Origin of the sequence: Streptomyces sp. NPDC018031 (genome assembly GCF_044327625.1) — a bacterium.
Taxonomy (GTDB): domain Bacteria; phylum Actinomycetota; class Actinomycetes; order Streptomycetales; family Streptomycetaceae; genus Streptomyces.
Genome location: NZ_JBIRFT010000025.1, coordinates 32,738 through 49,725, shown reverse-complemented (window position 1 = coordinate 49,725; position 16,988 = coordinate 32,738). Strand labels below are relative to the sequence as shown.

10 protein-coding genes are annotated in these 16,988 nt (G+C 77.2%); 7 read left to right on the top strand and 3 right to left on the bottom strand.

Annotated elements, in window-relative coordinates:
• The first annotated feature begins 231 nt into the window (after positions 1 to 231).
• The 3 genes from ACH4B3_RS32015 (at position 232) to ACH4B3_RS32005 (ending at position 7,483) form a co-directional block, all read left to right on the top strand.
• Positions 232 to 2,148: a fatty acyl-AMP ligase gene (locus ACH4B3_RS32015; protein ID WP_398468890.1), complete on the top strand. Its 1,917-nt coding sequence runs from the start codon at positions 232 to 234 to the stop codon at positions 2,146 to 2,148.
• A complete protein-coding gene (locus ACH4B3_RS32010) occupies positions 2,145 to 6,395 on the top strand; it encodes an alpha/beta fold hydrolase (protein ID WP_398468888.1) in 4,251 nt (1,416 codons plus the stop codon). Before ACH4B3_RS32015 ends, ACH4B3_RS32010 begins: the two co-directional genes overlap by 4 nt.
• A 62-nt stretch (positions 6,396 to 6,457) precedes the next feature.
• Positions 6,458 to 7,483 (top strand): alpha/beta hydrolase, encoded by a 1,026-nt coding sequence (locus ACH4B3_RS32005; protein WP_398468886.1) that lies wholly within the window; start codon positions 6,458 to 6,460, stop codon positions 7,481 to 7,483.
• A 101-nt stretch (positions 7,484 to 7,584) separates the two neighbouring features.
• Here ACH4B3_RS32005 and ACH4B3_RS32000 read toward each other — a convergent pair whose 3' ends face one another.
• From ACH4B3_RS32000 to ACH4B3_RS31990, 3 genes are all read right to left on the bottom strand, one after another.
• Entirely contained in the window at positions 7,585 to 8,445 is an 861-nt protein-coding gene (locus tag ACH4B3_RS32000; protein WP_398468884.1) for an alpha/beta fold hydrolase, read from the bottom strand.
• A gap of 204 nt (positions 8,446 to 8,649) precedes the next feature.
• Positions 8,650 to 8,976 carry a hypothetical protein gene (locus ACH4B3_RS31995; protein ID WP_398468882.1) on the bottom strand — a complete coding sequence of 109 codons (327 nt, stop codon included), beginning with the start codon at positions 8,974 to 8,976 and terminating at the stop codon, positions 8,650 to 8,652.
• Between the two features lie 364 nt (positions 8,977 to 9,340).
• Positions 9,341 to 9,976: a TetR/AcrR family transcriptional regulator gene (locus ACH4B3_RS31990; protein ID WP_398468880.1), complete on the bottom strand. Its 636-nt coding sequence runs from the start codon at positions 9,974 to 9,976 to the stop codon at positions 9,341 to 9,343.
• Positions 9,977 to 10,039: 63 nt separating this feature from the next.
• Here ACH4B3_RS31990 and ACH4B3_RS31985 point away from each other — a divergent pair, with 63 nt between their 5' ends.
• The 4 genes from ACH4B3_RS31985 to ACH4B3_RS31970 all read left to right on the top strand — a co-directional run bounded on the left by ACH4B3_RS31985 (position 10,040) and on the right by ACH4B3_RS31970 (position 16,895).
• A complete protein-coding gene (locus tag ACH4B3_RS31985) occupies positions 10,040 to 10,906 on the top strand; it encodes a class I SAM-dependent methyltransferase (RefSeq protein WP_398468878.1) in 867 nt (288 codons plus the stop codon).
• A 134-nt stretch (positions 10,907 to 11,040) separates the two neighbouring features.
• Positions 11,041 to 13,329 carry a hypothetical protein gene (locus ACH4B3_RS31980; RefSeq protein WP_398468876.1) on the top strand — a complete coding sequence of 763 codons (2,289 nt, stop codon included), beginning with the start codon at positions 11,041 to 11,043 and terminating at the stop codon, positions 13,327 to 13,329.
• 496 nt (positions 13,330 to 13,825) lie between these two features.
• A complete protein-coding gene (locus ACH4B3_RS31975; protein ID WP_398468874.1) occupies positions 13,826 to 15,247 on the top strand; it encodes a diaminobutyrate--2-oxoglutarate transaminase family protein in 1,422 nt (473 codons plus the stop codon).
• A gap of 163 nt (positions 15,248 to 15,410) precedes the next feature.
• Positions 15,411 to 16,895: a pyridoxal phosphate-dependent decarboxylase family protein gene (locus tag ACH4B3_RS31970; RefSeq protein WP_398468872.1), complete on the top strand. Its 1,485-nt coding sequence runs from the start codon at positions 15,411 to 15,413 to the stop codon at positions 16,893 to 16,895.
• Positions 16,896 to 16,988: the final 93 nt, after the last annotated feature.

The window sequence follows — 16,988 nt, the reverse complement described above, 5'->3', positions numbered from 1 at the left end:
GGCCGGGCCGGCTCGCGGCGTCGGGCGGGTGGGCTCACGGCAGCGGGCGGGCGGGCTCGCGGCGTCGGGCGGGTGTTTGTCACCCGGCTGACAGCCGGGCCCGGGTCTTCTGTCAGTGCTTCGACTTACTCGCCGGTCACACAAGGGGAATCGTGAGTACCGAGCACCGAACCGAGCAGCACCCACCCCCCTCGCGTCGCGCTTCCCCCACCCTGAGCCGTTGGAGCCCCCATGACCTCCGCCCCGCCCTGCCCGGGCCCGCTGCTGACCGACCAGCTGCGGCACTGGGCCGAACACCGCCCCCACCACCGCGCGTTCACCTTCGTCGACTTCCCCGACCCCGCGTCGGCCGGGCTGCACCGCACGCTCGGCTGGCGGAGCCTGGACGCCCGGGCCCGGGGCGTCGCCCACCGGCTGACGGCGCTGGCGGCGCCGGGTGAGCGGGCCGCGCTGCTGCTGCCCCAGGGCCTGGACTACGCGGCCGCCTTCCTCGGCTGCCTGTACGCCGGCGTGATCGCGGTGCCGCTGTTCGGTCCGCGACTGCCCGGCCACGAAGGGCGGTTGGCGGCGATCCTGGCGGACTGCGAGCCCGCGTGTCTGCTCACCGACACGGCCACCGCCCCGGCCGTCGAGGAGTTCGCCGCCCGGCAGGACCTGCCGGTGCCACCGGTGGTGCGGGTGGACCGGGCCGGGGAGGCCCCGGCGGGCGCGGCCGCGCCGGTGCGCCCCGGGCCCGGGCCCGGGGACATCGCCTACCTCCAGTACACCTCGGGCTCCACTCGCAGTCCGGCCGGAGTGATGATCACACACGCCAACGTGGTGGCCAACGCACGCCAGGCGATCGAGGCGGTCGGCGCGGACGCCGGCACCTCCACCGCGGTCGGCTGGCTGCCGCTCTTCCACGACATGGGGCTGGTGCTGAGCATCGCCGCCCCGGTGGTGGGCGGCTTCGCGTCCGTGCTGATGGACCCGGCGGCGTTCCTGGCGGAGCCGGCCCGCTGGCTGCGGCTGCTGGGGGCGTACCCCGGGACGCTCAGCGCGGCACCCAACTTCGCCTACGACTACTGCGTGGCCCGGACCGGCGCCGAGCACCGCGAGGGGTTACGGCTGGAGCGTGTCCGGGTGCTGCTCAACGGCAGCGAACCGGTGCGGGCGGCGACCGTGGACCGGTTCCGGGCGGCGTTCGCCGGCCACGGACTGGCACCCGAGGCGCTGTGCCCGGCGTACGGCCTCGCCGAGGCCACCGTGTTCGTGACCGCCGACTCGCGCCTGGCTCCGCCCACCACGGTGCACTGCGATGCCGTCGCCCTGGCCGAGGGACGGGTCGTGGAGGTCGCGGCCGGGGCCGGCCGGGCGACCACCGCGCTGGTGGCCTGCGGTACCCCGGTCGGCCAGCAGGTGCGGGTCGTCGACCCGGTGACCGGTGCGGCCCGGGCGCCGGGGCAGGTCGGTGAGATCGTGCTGCGCGGTCCGAACGTCGGGGCGGGGTACTGGAAGCGGTCCGGCCGGTCCGAGCAGGTCTTCGGGGTACGACTGGCGGGCGAGGAGGGCGGCTGGCTGCGCACCGGCGACCTGGGGGCGCTGTCGGACGGCCGGCTGCTGGTCACCGGCCGGCTCAAGGACGTGATCATCGTCGACGGCCGGAACCACTATCCGCAGGACGTCGAGGAGACGGTGCAGTCGGTCGTGCCGGCGGTCCGGCGGGACCGGCTCGCCGCGTTCTGCGTGCCCGGCCCCGAGGGGATGGACGAACGGCTGGTGGTGGTGGCCGAGCACCGCCGCGGCGCGCCTCCCACCGAGGAGGAGGCACACGCCGCGGCGCGCGCGGCCCGCGCCGCGGTGTCCGCGCGGCACGGGCTGCGCCTGGACGCCATGCTGCTGACGCCGCCCGGCTCGGTCCCCCGGACCACCAGCGGGAAGGTGTCGCGGGCCGGCTGCCGGGCGGGCTTCCTCGCCGGGGAGTTCGGCGGTGCGTCCCGGCCGGCCCAGGCCGGCTCCGACTCCGTCCCCGGCTCCGGCCCGGGGTGCGCCACGCCTGCCGGCCGCCACCCGGCCGGCCACCTCTCCCCGGGCCGCGGGGCCCCCGGGCCCGGTGCCCTCCGCCCCGGCGACCGTCGCCCCACCGACGCGGAGGCCGCCACCCGATGAACACCACCCCCGAAGAGATCCGCGCGGCGATCGTCCGGCGCCTGCGCGACCGGTACGGCGCCGCGGTGGAGGACGTATCCGACGACCGGCCGCTCGCCGAGCAGGGCCTCACCTCGCGCGACGCCGTGGCGCTGACGGCCACCCTGAGCGAGCTGACCGGCCGGCGGCTGCCCGCCACGCTGTTGTGGGAGGCACCGACCATCGCCGCGCTGCTGCACCGCCTCGACGAGGGCGACGGCGCGCCCCGCGGCCGGCCCGGGTCCGGGCCCGCTCCGGCGGCCTCCGGCCCCCCGGCCGGGGCCGGGGAGGTCACGCCGGCCCCCGTCGCGGTCGTCGGGATCGGCTGCCGGCTGCCCGGCGGGACCACCTCCCCCGCCGGGTTCTGGCGGCTGCTGACCGAGGGCCGGGACGCGGTCGGCACCGTTCCGGAGGACCGCTGGAAACCCTTCGTCCGCGCGGGCACGGCGCTCCCGGAGGACCTCACGCGCGCCGGCGGCTACCTGGACGACATCGCCGGGTTCGACGCCGACTTCTTCGGGATCGGCGCGGAGGAGGCCGTCGCCATGGACCCGCAGCAGCGCATGTTGCTGGAGGTCGCCCGGGAGGCCCTGGACCACGCCGCGATCCCGGCGCCGTCCCTGGCCGGCACCCGTACCGGGGTGTTCGTGGGCATCAGCGGCAACGAGTACGCCCATCTCACCACCGCCGACCCGGAGTCGATCGGTCCCTGGACGGCGCCCGGGGTTTCGCCGTCGGTCGCCGCGGGCCGGCTGTCGTACGCGCTGGACCTGCGCGGTCCCAGCATGGCGGTGGACACCGCCTGCTCCTCGTCGCTGGTCGCGGTGGTGCACGCGGTGCGCAGTCTGGTCGGCGGGGAGAGCGACACCGCACTCGCCGGGGGCGTCAACCTGCTGCTTTCGCCCGCGGTCACCCTGGGGTTCCAGCGGGCCGGGGCGCTGGCCCCGGACGGCCGGTGCAAGGCGTTCGACGCGGCGGCGGACGGCATCGTGCGTGCCGAGGGCTGCGGCGTGGTCGTGCTCAAGCGGCTGGCCGACGCGGAGCGGGACGGCGACCGTGTGCTGGCGGTGATCCACGCGACCGCGGTCAACTCCGACGGCCGGTCCAACGGGCTGCTGGCGCCCAACGCCGAGGCCCAGCGGGAGCTGCTGGAGCAGGCGCACGCCGCGCCCGCCACCGTCGACTACGTCGAGGCGCACGGCACCGGCACCGCGCTGGGCGATCCCATCGAGGCCGGTGCCCTCGGGGCGGTCCTCGGTTCCGGGCGGGGCCGGGCGCCGGACCAGCCGCTGCTGCTGGGTTCGGTGAAGACCAACCTCGGCCATCTGGAGGCCGCGGCGGGCATCGCCGGGCTCATCAAGACCGTTCTCGCCCTGCACCACGACGAGATCCCGCCGCAACTGCACTTCACCGCGGCGGGGCCGCACGCCGACCCGGACGCGCTGGGGCTGCGGGTGGTCACCTCCCCCGAGCCATGGCCCCGGTACTCCGGCTCCGCCACCGCCGGGGTCTCGGCCTTCGGCTTCGGCGGCACCAACGCCCATGTGGTGCTGGGCGAGTACCGTCCGCGGCGCCGGACGCCCGCCGCCCGGCCCGCGGCGCCGGAAGCACCCGCGGGGAACGGCGTCCCGCTCCCCGCGCGGATCGCCGGGGCGGGCCCGGTGGCCGGCCGGCCGTGCGTGGTGCTGCTGGACGGGCCGGCCCCGGACCGGGTGCGCGACCAGGCGGCAGAGCTCGCCGGATGGCTCGGCTCGCCCGGCGGGCGGACCGTGCGCCTCGCCGATCTCGCCCGCACCCTGGCCGGTCGCACCGGCCGCGGCCGCCACCGCGCCGCCGTGGTGGCCCGCGACCGGGCGGCGGTCGCGGCCGCGCTGGACCGCTTCGCCACGGGCCGGCCCGACGCGCGTCTGGTCGTCGGCGGCCCCGGGCCGGGCGGCCCCGGCGCGGTGTGGGTGTTCTCCGGGTACGGGTCGCAGTGGCCCGGGATGGGCCACCGACTGCTGGACGCGGAACCGGCCTTCGCCGCCGCCGTGGACCGGCTGGAGCCGGTGCTGCGGGACCGGGCCGGCATCTCGCTGCGCGCCCAGCTGCAACCGGGCGCCCCGCTGTCGTCCCCCGCGGTCGTCATGCCGGCGCTCTTCGGCCTCCAGGTCTCGCTGGCCGCCCTGTGGCGGTCCTACGGCTTCGAACCGGCCGCCGTCATCGGCCACTCGCTGGGGGAGGTCGCCGCCGCGGTGGTGTCCGGCGCCCTCGACGCGGACACCGGCGCGCACCTGGTCGCGGTCCGTTCCCGGCTGCTGTCCCGGCTGTCCGGTGGCGCCATGGCGGTGGTGGACCGCCCGGCGGAGTACATCGCGGAGCCGGCCGGTGACTTCCGCACCCTGCGGGTCGCGGTGCACGCCTCCCCGGTGCAGAGCGTGGTGACCGGCTCCGCCGAGGACGTGGCCGGGCTGGTCGCCCGCGTCACCGCGGAAGGGGGCTTCGCCCGGCGCATGGACGTCGAGGTGGCCGGCCACTCCGCGCACGTCGATCCGGTCCTGGCGGAGTTCGCCTGGGAGGTCGGCGCCGTGCGGCACGCGCCGCCGGGCTGCCGGCACTACTCCACCGTGCGGGAGGACCCGCGCGCCCCGGCCGTGCTGGACACCGAGCACTGGGTGGCCAACCTCCGGGCGCCGGTCCGGTTCGCCCAGGCGGTACGGGCCGCGGCCGAGGACGGTCACCGGGTGTTCGTGGAAGTCGCCCCGCACGGCACCCAGTCGCGTCCGCTGACCGACACCCTGCACGCCGCCGGCGTGACGGACGCGCTGGTGCTGCCCACCCTGCGCCGGGACACCGACGACGCGCTGACCTTCCGCACCGGCCTCGCCACGCTCCTGGTGCACGGGGTACCGCTGCCCGGTGCGCGGACCGCCCTCCATCCGGACGGGCGGATCGTGGACGTCCCGTCCCCGCGCTGGCGCCACCGCCGCTTCTGGGCCGGGGAGGAACCGGTGACTCGCGTCCCGGGCACCGGCCGGGCCGAGGACGCCGGGCCGGGCGGCGCGGGCACCCTGGCCCGGCTGCGGGGCTGCGTCGCCGAGGTGATGGGGTTCGGTCCCGAGCGGCTCGACCCGGACCTCCCGCTCACCGAGCTGGGGCTCGACTCGCTGGTCGCGGCGCGGATACGGGACGCGCTGCGGCGGGAGTTCGGCATCACGGTGGCACCGGCGGCGCTGCTGCGGCAGGGCACCCTGCGCGCGGTCGCGGAACTGCTGCCCCACCCCGCCGATCCGCCCGGGCCCGGCCGGGCCGGCCCCGGCGGGGCGGATCCCGCCGCGCCCACCGGCCACCCGCCGGCGGACGCCGGGCCCGGGCCGCGGCTGACCGACGGCAGGCGCGGTACGGCGGGCGGCCGCCGCGGGGCAGGGGCCCCGGGCCGGCTGCGCACCTTCCCCGCGTCCGGTACCGGCGCCCCGCTCTTCCTCGCGCACGCGGCCGGTGGTTCGTCCGAGGTCTACGCACGGCTCGTCGAAGCCCTGAGCGACGTACGGCCGGTGTACGGCTTCGACCGGCTGCCGGAACCGGACGACGTGCCGGGGCGGGCCGCGGCCTTCGCCCGGCGCGTGCGGGAGGTCAGCCCGGACGGCCCCTGGCTGGTCGGCGGCTGGTCCTACGGCGGTGTGGTCGCCCAGGAGACCGCCCGGCGGCTGTCCGCGCACGGCACCGTGGACGCCCTGGTCCTGCTGGACTCGGTACTGCCGCTGCCCGCCCCGGACCTCGCCCCGGCCGAGGAGGCCCGGCGCCGGTTCGCGGGCTTCGCCGCCTATGTGGAGCGCACCTACGGCTGCCCGCTGCCCCTGCCGTACGAGGAGTTGGGTGCCCTGGACGACACCGGGCAGATCGACCTGGTGGTCAAGGCGCTGGAGCACGCCGTCGACCTGCCGCGCGCCGTCCTGGAGCACCAGCGCACGTCCTATCTGGACCTGCGCAGCGGCGAGCGCCACGTGCCCGGCCGCCATCCGGGCCGGACCCTGCTGTACCGGGCGTCCGAACCCGCCCCGCACACCGTGCGGGACGCCCGCTACGAGCGGGACGACACGGCGCTCGGCTGGGACGCCCACTGCCCCGACCTGGCCGTCACCCCGCTGCCCGGTCACCATCTGTCGCTGCTGGACCCCCCGGTCGTCGGTGTGCTGGCCGGGTTCCTCGGCCGCGACCTGCCCGGCGGCCCGGCCCGGAGGCGTCCGTGAACCGGCCCGGCCCCGCTCCCGCGGCCCCCGACCGCACCGAAGAGGACGAGAGGCGATCGCCCGTGCCCGTGTCGTCCGGTCGGCACCGCCGGCCCCGCGCCCGGCGCGCCGCCGTCGCGGCCACCGCCGCGACCGTCCTGCTCGCCGCGGCCGGCGCGGCGGCCGGTCCCGCCGCGCTGGGGGCGCCCGCCCCGCCGCTGGTCCGCTCCGCGGACGACGAGGCCCGGATCGTCTCCGCGACCCGGCTCGACGAGCGGACGGTCGATCTGGCCGTGGACTCCCCCGCGGTCGGCGGCACGGTGCCGGTGCGGGTGATCCTGCCGGCCGGCTTCGACGCCCGGCCGGACCGCACCTGGCCGGTGCTCTACCTGCTCCAGGGCGGGCACGACGACCACACCTCGTGGACCCGGGAGACGGCGGTCGAGGAGTTCCTCGCCGACAAGGAGGTGATCGCGGTGCTGCCGTCCGCCGGTCCGACCGGGATCCCCACCCGCTGGCGGCACGGCGGGGACGCGGCGGCACCCGACTACGAGCGGTTCCAGGTGGACGAGGTGATGGGGCTGTTGAGGCGGCACTTCCGGGCGAGCGCCACCCGGGCCGTCGCGGGGGTCTCGACCGGCGGCTACGGCGCGATGGCGTTCGCCGCCAGACGTCCCGGTGCGTTCGCCGCCGCCGCGTCGTACAGCGGAATCCTCGACACGACGGCTCCCGGCATGCCCACGGTGGTCGGCGCCATCGTGGCGCGGGAGGGGCTGCGGCCCACCGCGCTGTGGGGCAGCCCGGTGCTCGACCGCGACGTCTGGCTGCGGCACAACCCGGCCTCCCGGGTGGAGCGGCTGGCCGGAACGAGGCTGTACGTCTCCCAGGGCGGCGGGGTCCCCGGCGTGGACTTCGGCAATCTGGAGGGCGCGGTCCTGGAGGGGACGCTGCGCGGGCAGGCGCAGGGCTTCGTTCGGCGGCTGGAGCGGGCCGGGGTCCCGGTGCGGACGCATTTCTACAGCGGTGGTTCGCACGGCTGGCGGTACTGGGAGCGGGAGTTCGAAGCTTCCTGGCCGACGCTCGCGGCGGGGCTCGGACTGCCGGCCTGAGCTGCGGCGGCCCCGGCGCGCCGGGGCCGCCGGAGGCGCTCCCCGGTCCGGGGCCGGGCCCCGCCGCGGGGTTCCGGCCGGGCCGGCCTCCGGTTCGGGTCTCACCGCCGCGAGACCCGGTCGAGCCAGGCGAGCAGGTCGGCGACGACCTCCTCCCGGTTGGTCTCGTTGAACAGCTCGTGGCGGGCGCCGGGATAGGCGCGGTAGGTGATGTCGTCCAGACCGGCCTTGCGGTAGCGCTCCACCAGCCGGTCGCTGAACGCCAGCCGGTGGTTGAGCGGGTCCGCGTCGCCGACCAGGACGTACAGCGGCAGGTCGGCGGGGATGCCGGCCGGCTCGGTGAGCCGGGTGAGGGCGGCGGTGGCGAGTTCGCCCATGCCGCGGCCGTCCAGGGTGAATCCGCACAGCGGATCGGCGAGGTAGCGGTCGACCTGTTCCTCGTCGCGGCTCAGCCAGTCGGCCTCGGTACGGGCGGGCTGGAAGGGGGCGTTGAAGGCCGACCGCACCTCCGGCCCCGCCTCCGCGAGGAGGGCGACGAGCTGGTCGACCGCGGTGGTCCCGCACAGCGCCACCGCGTCCGCGAGCTCCGCGTGGTCCAGGAGGTACTGCTGCGCGGCGAACGAACCGAGGCTGTGCCCGAGCAGCACCAGGGGCAGGCCGGGGTGGCGGTCACGGGCCTGGCGGGAGAGTTCGGCCACGTCCGCCACCAGCAGGTCCCAGCCGCCCTCCCCGAGGACGCCCGGTCCGGCGTGCATGGTGCGCCCGTGGCCGCGGTGGTCGTTGGCGTACACCGCGTACCCCCGCAGGGTGAGGTCGCGCGCCAACGGGGCGTAGCGGGCGGCGTGCTCGCCCATGCCGTGGGCTATCTGCACCAGTCCGCGCGGGGGCGCGTCGGGTGTCCACGCGTGGACGTGGACGGCCGCCCCGTCGCGGCCGTCGAAGGTGAAGGTGAAGGACGTCATGGTTTCCGTCTCCTCGTGAGGTGGAAACCATCGTCACCCGCCGGAGGCCGGGCACCGAATGGCTCCGGCGACAACACCGCGTGCCGGTTCCTGTGCCCGGGGACAGACGTCCGCCCCCGGGTGCACCGCCGCGGTGGCACACCCGGGGGCGGCGGGGCCGCCGCACGGCACCCACCGCCCCCGGGTGCCGTGTCCGGCCGGACGTCAGTCGGCGGCCCGGAACGGCACCCCGGTGCGCGGGTCGTATTGGCGTCCGGGGCTGACGGTCACCTGGATGCTCTCCGGATAGCAGTAGCAGACGGCGTCCTTCGAGGCGTCGGCGGACGCGGGTTCCGTGCGGTCGGCCGGCTTCGCGGCGGACTTCGCGACGGGCTGGTCGACGGTCCAGCTGGCGCGGTGTTCGACGGTCATGGTGGTGGGCTGCTCGGCCGCGGCGAGGTCGCGCTGCGGGTCGGCGACGGCGGAGGCGATGGGGAAGGTGAGGCAGGCCGCGGCCGCGACGGCGAGGCCGGTGACACGGACGATGGACATGGGAGTCCTCCAGGGGGCAGGCGACAGGGGTCGCGGGGACGAGGTCCGCCCGAGGGGCGGTTCGCCAGGACTCTAAACGGATATTCGGCGCGTTTACCGGTATATAGCCATCACCGGTCCGATGGTCCCGCCCGAATGGCGCACCCCTCCCCCACCGGCCCTTCCCGCGCACCGCACGGCCACCGGGCACGCGCCGGCCCGCACTTCACACGGAGCCGCCCCGCGCCCCGCGGCCGGGCCGGCCCCACCGTGACCGTGACCCGCGCCGGGGATCCACCGTCGGTCCGGCGCGCTCGTCGCGGCTCCGGGCCGGCCGCGCCGGGCGGCGGACACCGCGCGGCGGCGGCCGGCGGCCGGGACGTGGTCAGAGCCCGCCGTCGGCCAGCAGCTGGGAGCCGAGGTTGCGGCGCGCCCAGCGCTCCCACTTGGCCGGTGGCCAAGCCCGGTCGCGGGTGAGGACCAGGAAGAGCTCCGGGCTGAGGATGGCGTAGATGATGTCCGCCGCCTCGTCGGCGGGGATGCCGGGGCGGGCTCCCGGCTTCCGCGTCAGGGACGTGGCCGCCGTGGAGATCACCGCGTACCGCGGGTCCGCCTCGTCCGGCCACAACTCGCGGATCTCCGGGTCGGTCGCCGCTGCGGCGCGGGCCATCTCGTTGATGGCCGCGACGCGTTCGAGTGTGCCGCGACTGCCGGCGACCAGCGCGGCCAGCGCGGACTCGGCGGTGGGCGCGGTCATGACCTCCGCGAACCAGGGCCGGTCCATCGTCGCCACGGGTTCGTCGTCGCCCGCGATCGCGACGTCGACGAGTTCCTTGAGCAGCGAGGGCTTGTTCCGGAAGACGAAGTAGATCGTCTGCACCGCCACGCCTGCCCGGTCGGCGATCTCCTGGAGCTTGGTCGCCCCGTAGCCCTGTTCGACGAAGAGCGCGCCGGCCGCCTCGATGATCCGCCGCCGCGTCTGCCGGGCCTTGTCGCCCTGTCTCCCCTTGCCTTCCCGCATGGCTGGAGTCTATATCTAGAGTCGAACTCTAGAGGCCAGCTCTAGAACAAGGGAGGACGAGCCGTGCACCCCATCGCCAACCGTCAGCAGGCAGCGGCATGGAACGACTGGGAGGGCGTCCACTGGGCCGAACACCCCGAGCGTTACGACGGGATGATGGGCGCGTTCAACGCGCCGCTGTTCGCCGCCGCGGACATCGGGGCCCGGGACCGGGTCCTCGACGTCGGCTGCGGTACCGGCCAGACGACGCGCCTCGCGGGGCAACGGGCGCACCGGGGAAGCGCCGTGGGGATCGACCTGTCCGCCCCGATGCTGGACCGCGCCCGCCGTGACGCCGCCGCGGCGGGTCTCGGCAACGTCACCTTCGAGCAGGGTGACGCCCAGGTCCACCCGTTCCCCGACCACGGGTTCGACGTCCTCCTCAGCCGTGGCGGCGTCATGTTCTTCACCGACCACGTCGCGGCCTTCACCCACCTCCGGCGGGCGCTGGCACCGGCCGGCCGACTGGCGTTCCTCGGCCCGCAGCCCGCGGGCCCGGACAGCGCCTACGCCCGTGCGACCGCCGCGCTCTCGCCGTTGCTGCGCGAGGCGTCCCCCGCCTCCCGGGGCATGGGATCGCTCCTGGACCCCGTGCGCATCCGCCAGGTGCTCACCGCCGCCGGGTTCACCGACATCGAGGTGGCTCCGTCCGAGGCGCCCATGACCTTCGGTGCCGACGCGGACGACGCCGCCGACTTCCTCTTCTCCATGGGCCCGACGCGCCACAACCTGCGCGCTGCCGACCCCGCCACCGTCACCCGCGTCCGGACCGAAGTACGGGACGCGCTCACGGAGTTCGAGACCCCGGACGGCGTCCGCATCCCCGGCGCCGTCTGGATCGTCACCGCCTCTCGCGAGGCGCGCGGGCTGCCGGCCGGCCGGGAGGCCTGAGCCCGGCCGGCGAGGTGCCGGCCGGGCAGCCCACGGTGTTGCTGCCGCAAGTGTCAACGCCCGCGGGGCCGTACGCGGCGTCCGCGCCGGGATACTGGCCCGGCACGGACAGGCAGTCGGTCGTGGATGGTGAGATGGACCTCGAGAGCAGGACCAGGGCGGCACGCCTCGCCCCGCTGAAGGAGGGGTTGGCGCCTTCCCGGCGTGCGCTGGCCGAGGACCTGCGGCAGGTCTTCCTCCTCCTGGAGGTGAGTGTGCGGCGCTACGCCACGCGTCGGCACCTGGACGCCAGCACGGTGACCCGGTACCTCAACGGCGAGCGCGTCCCGCCCTGGGACTTCGCCGCGACACTCGTCGCCGACGTCCGGGAGGCCGGAGCCCCGATCACCTTCGAGGCCGAGACGGCGCTGCGCGACCTGCACCGGACGGCGCTGGCGAGCAACCGCCGCAGCAGCGAGGTGCAGACCCTGCAGGACCGGCTCGAACAGGCGGACGAGGAGACCCGGCGCATCAAGACCCGGCAGCGGGCCCTGGAGGAGGCGCTGCTGAACCGCGAGGCCCGCCTGATGGAGGCGCGCGGCCGCTGCCGGGACCTCGAAGTGCAGCTGGAGGGGCAGCGGCTGGCGCACCGGGCCGAACTGGAGGTCTGGCGCGGAGAGTACGAGCGGCTGGAGACGGAGTGCGAGGACCTCCAGGAGCAGGTCCACTACCTCCAGGAGGCGCTGGCGGTGGCCCGGGCGGAGCTGATCGCCGCCGAGGAGCAGTGCCAGCGGCTGGAGAACGAACTGGAGACGGCGCAGCGGCACGAACCCGACGGGGGCACCGCCTCGTCCCTGATGGCCGCCCTGGAGGCGGCGGACCGGACGGCGTCCGTGCCGGAACTGGTCGCGGTGGTCGGCAGCCTGGAGTCCCGGACCCAGCGGGCGATGGCCAGCGAACTGGTCACGTCGGTCAGCCGGTCGCGGAGCGTCCAGGAGGTCGCCGCCCTGCTGGCGGCACTCCGGCACGACGGGTACCACGCGTACACCGAGACGGTCCTGCCGGCCCTGGTGATGATGCGGTCCGCGGACGACACCAGCGCGCTGACCGCGACGTTGCACGCGGCCGGCTTCGAGGAGTGCGTGGTCACCGTGTTACGGGCCTCGGTGGAACTCCACACCGCCGAGGACCTCGCCGGGTTCGCCCGGGCGCTGGAGCGGGCGGGGGTGCGGCAGCACGCGGAGACGCTCGTCAAGGCCGCCGCCGCGGTCCGGCCGGTCGCCGACGTGCTGGCGGTGCTGGCCGCCCTGACCGGAACCGAGCTCGACCCCGCCGTCGGTGCCGCGGTGGGGCTGGTGGCGGACAAGCGCGACGTGCCCGGCATCGCGGACCTGAGCATCGCCCTGCGGACGGCCGGCCTGCACCGCCTCGCCCACGACCTGCAGGAGGAGGCGGCCGCGCGGCGGTCGGCGCCGGACGTGGCGGACCTGGTGGAGGCGCTGTCCCGGTCCGGCCTCGCCCAGGACGCGGACACCGTCTTCCGCCGCGCGCAGGACCGCACCGTGGACTACCTCATCGCGCTGACCCACGCGCTGCGCCGCGGGGGCAGGCACCACGAGGCCGCCGCCGTCCTGGAACGGGCGCTCGGCAGGCGTCCCGCGGCCGAGGTGGCGGCCCTGATCGCCGACCTGTACGGGACGGGCCGGCACCAGCAGGCGACCGGGCTGCTGTCGTCGGCCCTGCACACCCTGCCGTACCCGGAGATCGCCGCCCTGTTCGCCGTCCTGGACGAGACGTACCAGGGCTCCCGGGCGATCCTGGAGACCGCGGCGAGGAGCAGCAGCCCGCAGGACGCCGCCGCGATGGTGGTCCGGCTGGAGCTGGGGCAGCTCCCCGGGTACGCCGAGGTCGTCTTCGAGTACACCCTGCACAAGCGGCCCGTCGGGCACGCGGGGCTCTTCCTGCGCGACCTCCACCACGTCCGGTCCGGCTACACCGACGCGGTCGCACTGCTCCGGCGGGCCCGCGCTGCCCTGCCGTCGGCGATGGCGCCGCTGATGCTGGCGCTCGACTCGGTGTCCCTGGACGACGGGCTGGACGCGGTCGTCCGGGGCAGCGCGGTGGACTGCGTGGCCGGTGAAGCGGTGCTGCTGCTGCGGAACCTCCGGGCGCTCGACGGTCCCCTGGGCCGGCGCGCCGACCGGGTCGCGCACCACGTGCTGCACCGGATCGTGCACGCGCGGCCCATCCCGGCCCAGGTGGACCTGGTACTCGCCCTGGAGGCGGCCGGGTTGACCCGGGACGCCGGCGATCTCGCCGCGCAGGCGACCGCGCTGAACGCCCGGCAGTTCACCGGCGAGCTGAAGCGGGCGCGCACCCGGCACGAGCAGAAGGTCCTCTCCCGGTCCTTCTGGCAGAAGCAGCGGGACCGGGCGGCCGACTGACCCGGGGCAGGAGCCGGCCCCCGGCGCCCCGGCGCGGGCCGGGACGTCCAGCGGGCGGTGTCCGCGCCGGCCGCCCTCACGACGGGACCCGGCGCCGCCGAGCGCCGCGGCCGGGGGACGGCCGGCCGGAGCGGCGGACCGTCCCCGGGTCCGGCGGCCGCCCTGCCGGCCGCTCCGGGCCCGGCGGCGCGTCCGGCGCGGGCGCGACGCGACGAGCGGGAGGCCCGTGGCGCGAAGCCGTCACCCCCCGGAGGCGGGCCGCCGCGGCCACGGCGGCCCGGGCCGGGTTCCGGCCCGGACGGCGGCGGGGCCAGGCGGGCGCCGCCGGGCCGTGACGCCCGGCCGCCGCCGGGCGTTGAGTGACATGTCCTCGGGCCGCGGCGGATCGCGCGGGCCGGTGCTCGGGCCGACCGCGGCCGCCCGGGGACGGTCCGACGACGCGACGCACCGTCAGCCACCGTGCGGCCGTCCCCCGACGACGAAGGGCACCCCGGCCATGCGTGCCGAGCTCCTCCACCGCCAGGCCCGGCGCGAGTCCGCGGCCCGTACCTATGCCCGTACCCTGCCGGTGGTGCCGGTGACGGCCGCCGGCGCGGTCGTCACCGGCGCCGACGGCCGCACCTATCTGGACTGCCTCTCCGGAGCCGGCAGTCTCGCCCTGGGCCACAACCACCCCGAGGTCGTGGCGGCCCTGAAGGCCACCCTCGACTCCGGCGCCCTGCTGCACGGCCTGGACCTGATCACGCCGCAGAAGGACGCCTTCACCACCGAGTTGCTGGCCCGGCTCCCCGGCGAGCTGTGCCAGGACGCCCGGGTGCACTTCTGCGGCCCGGCCGGAACCGACGCGGTCGAGGCCGCGCTGAAGCTCGCCCGCGAGGCCACCGGGCGGCGCGGCGTCGTCGCGTTCACCGGGGCGTACCACGGCATGACCCTCGGCGCGGCGTCGGTGTCCGGGCCGGAGGGGCTGCGTTCGGGCGGGCCCGCCGAGGCGCAGCCCGTCACCCGGCTGCCCTTCCCGTACGGCTACCGCTGCCCGTTCGGGGTCGGCGAGGAACGGGCCGGGGAACTCTCCGCCCGGCTGCTGGAGAGCCTGATCACCGACCCGTGCAGCGGGGTCGGCCGGCCCGCCGCGGTGATCCTGGAGGTCGTCCAGGGCGAGGGCGGGGTGGTGGCGGGCCCGGACGGCTGGTTGCGCGAGGTGCGCCGGATCACCGCCCGGCACGAGGTGCCGCTCATCGTGGACGAGGTGCAGACCGGGGTCGGCCGGACCGGCCACTTCTGGGCCTGTGAGCGGGCCGGCGTCACCCCGGACATCCTGGTCGCCGCCAAGGCGGTGGGCGGTGGTCTGCCGCTCGCCCTGATCGCCTACCGTCCGGAACTGGACGTGTGGGCGCCGGGGGCCCACACCGGCACCTTCCGCGGCAACACCCTCGCCATGGTGGCCGGGGAGATCACCCTGCGCACGGTGGCCGAACAGGGGCTGGCCGGGCGGGCCGCCGAGGTCGGCGAGCGGCTGCGCCGCGGGCTGCGGGAACTGGCCGCCGAGTGGCCGGAGTTCGGCGACGTGCGTGGCCGCGGCCTGATGACCGGGGTGGAACTGGTGGATCCGGACGGGCCGGCCGACCGGACCGGTTCCCCGCCCGCCGACCCCCGCTTCGCCCATGCGCTGCGTGCCGCCTGCCTCGACCACGGTCTGCTCCTGGAACTCGGCGGGCGGGCGGACAGCGTGCTGCGGCTGCTGCCGCCGCTGATCCTCGGCGACGGGGAGGCCGACTCGGTCCTGGAACGCCTCGCCGGGGCGCTGCGTGCCGCCCGGGCCGGCATCCCGCGCGGCACTCGGTCCGGTGGCGGGCGCGGCAGCGCCGCAACCGTGCCCGGCGCCCCGGCCGGTGCGGTGAGCGGGGGCGGGCGGGCATGAGTCGCGCGCCGCGTGACCGGGGCGCCGTGCACCGCGCCACCGGCCCCCGCCGGCGGGCCGGGCGGCACGGCGGGGCGGCCGTCCCGGGGCGGGCCCCGGGCCGCCGCCCCGGCAGGGCCCGGCAGCACCACGACGGGAAACACGACGGGAAAGGGGCGCGGGCATGACGCCCCGCGGCCACCGGCCGAAGGGGCCGCCGGCGGGCTGCCGCCCCGACGACCCCCTGGCGGCCGCGGTCGCGGGCGGCGCCCACGGTCCGCCCGCCGTACGGGCGTTGACCGAGGTGGTGCTGGACGCGCTGGCGGACGGGAGCGCCGCGCGGGGCGGCCCGCTGCCCTCCGGTGGCCCGGCCGGGGTGGCCGAGCGGGTCCGGGCCGCGTGCGCGCCGGTGCTGCCGGAGGCGGGGGTGGGCGCCCGGGCGGCGCTGCACGGCCTGGTACGGGCCGTGGCCGAGGGCGCCGCCGACCCCGGCGACCCGGCCTGCGCCGCTCATCTGCACTGCCCGCCGCTCGCGGTCGCCGCCGCCGCGGACCTGGCCGCCGCGGTGCTCAACCCGTCGCTGGACTCCTGGGACCAGGCCCCGTCCGCGACCGCGCTCGAGGAGCTGACCACCGCGGCGCTGGCCGCGCTGGTCTACCCCGGCGCCGCGGGGCCGGACGCGCTCGTCACCAGCGGCGGCACCGAGTCCAACCTGGTCGCCCTGCTGCTGGCCCGGGAACGGGCGGCCGCCCGGGGCGCGGGGGCACCGCGGGTGCTGTGCGGGACCAACGCCCACCACAGTGTCGGACGCGCCGCCTGGCTCCTCGGTCTGGCCGCACCCGTCCCGGTCGGCTGCCGGGCCGGGCGGATGGTGCCGGAAGCGCTGGACCGGGCGCTGCGCGGAGCCGGCGGCGGACCGGCTCTGGTGGTGGCCACGGCCGGTACCACCGACGAGGGTCTGATCGACCCGCTGCCCGAGATCGCCCGGGTCGCCGCCGCGCACGGCGCGGAGCTCCACGTCGACGCGGCGTACGGGGGGCCGCTGCTGTTCAGCGAACGGCTGGCCGGCCGGCTTCGGGGCATCGAGTCCGCGGTGTCGGTCGCCCTGGACCTGCACAAGCTCGGCTGGCAGCCGGTCGCCGCGGGCGTCCTCGCGGTCGCCGACGGCGGCTCGCTGCGGCCGCTGTCGCTGCGGGCCGACTACCTCAACGCCGAGGACGACACCGAGGCGGGGCTGCCCGATCTGCTGGGGCGGTCCCTGCACACCTCACGCCGCCCCGACGCCCTGAAGATCGCCGCCACTTTCCGCGCGCTGGGCCGCGCCGGGCTCGGCGCGCTCGTCGAGCACTGCGTGGACACCGCGGAGCGGTTCGCGGAGTGCGTCGACGCCCATCCGGCGCTGCGCCGACGCCCCGGCGCGATCGGCATCAGCACCGTGCTGTTCCGGCCGGCGGCGGCCGACGCGCTGCCCCGGGCCGAGGGCGACGCCCTCGTCGCGGAGATCCGGCGGGAACTGCTGTACCGGGGCCGGGCGGTGCTGGGCCGGGCGGTCGCCGAGGACGCCGACGGGCTGCCGCGCCGCTGGCTGAAGGCCACCCTGCTCCACCCCCAAGCGGTGCCGGGCGACTTCGCGCCGCTGCTGGACCGGATCGCCGGGTGGGGTGGGTGAGGCGCCGCCCCGCCCCCGGGGCCCGGTCCCGGCCGTTGCGGGCGGGCCCCAGCGGCCCGTTCGGGGCCGGATCCCCGGGCGGGCGCCGTCGCC

Bases quoted from the DNA above. Each gene is read 5' to 3' on its own strand.
- ACH4B3_RS32015 (WP_398468890.1), top strand. From the start codon at position 232: ATGACCTCCGCCCCGCCCTGCCCGGGCCCGCTGCTGACCGACCAGCTG.
- ACH4B3_RS32010 (WP_398468888.1), top strand. From the start codon at position 2,145: ATGAACACCACCCCCGAAGAGATCCGCGCGGCGATCGTCCGGCGCCTG.
- ACH4B3_RS32000 (WP_398468884.1), bottom strand. From the start codon at position 8,445: ATGACGTCCTTCACCTTCACCTTCGACGGCCGCGACGGGGCGGCCGTC.
- ACH4B3_RS31995 (WP_398468882.1), bottom strand. From the start codon at position 8,976: ATGTCCATCGTCCGTGTCACCGGCCTCGCCGTCGCGGCCGCGGCCTGC.
- ACH4B3_RS31990 (WP_398468880.1), bottom strand. From the start codon at position 9,976: ATGCGGGAAGGCAAGGGGAGACAGGGCGACAAGGCCCGGCAGACGCGG.
- ACH4B3_RS31980 (WP_398468876.1), top strand. From the start codon at position 11,041: ATGGACCTCGAGAGCAGGACCAGGGCGGCACGCCTCGCCCCGCTGAAG.
- ACH4B3_RS31975 (WP_398468874.1), top strand. From the start codon at position 13,826: ATGCGTGCCGAGCTCCTCCACCGCCAGGCCCGGCGCGAGTCCGCGGCC.
- ACH4B3_RS31970 (WP_398468872.1), top strand. From the start codon at position 15,411: ATGACGCCCCGCGGCCACCGGCCGAAGGGGCCGCCGGCGGGCTGCCGC.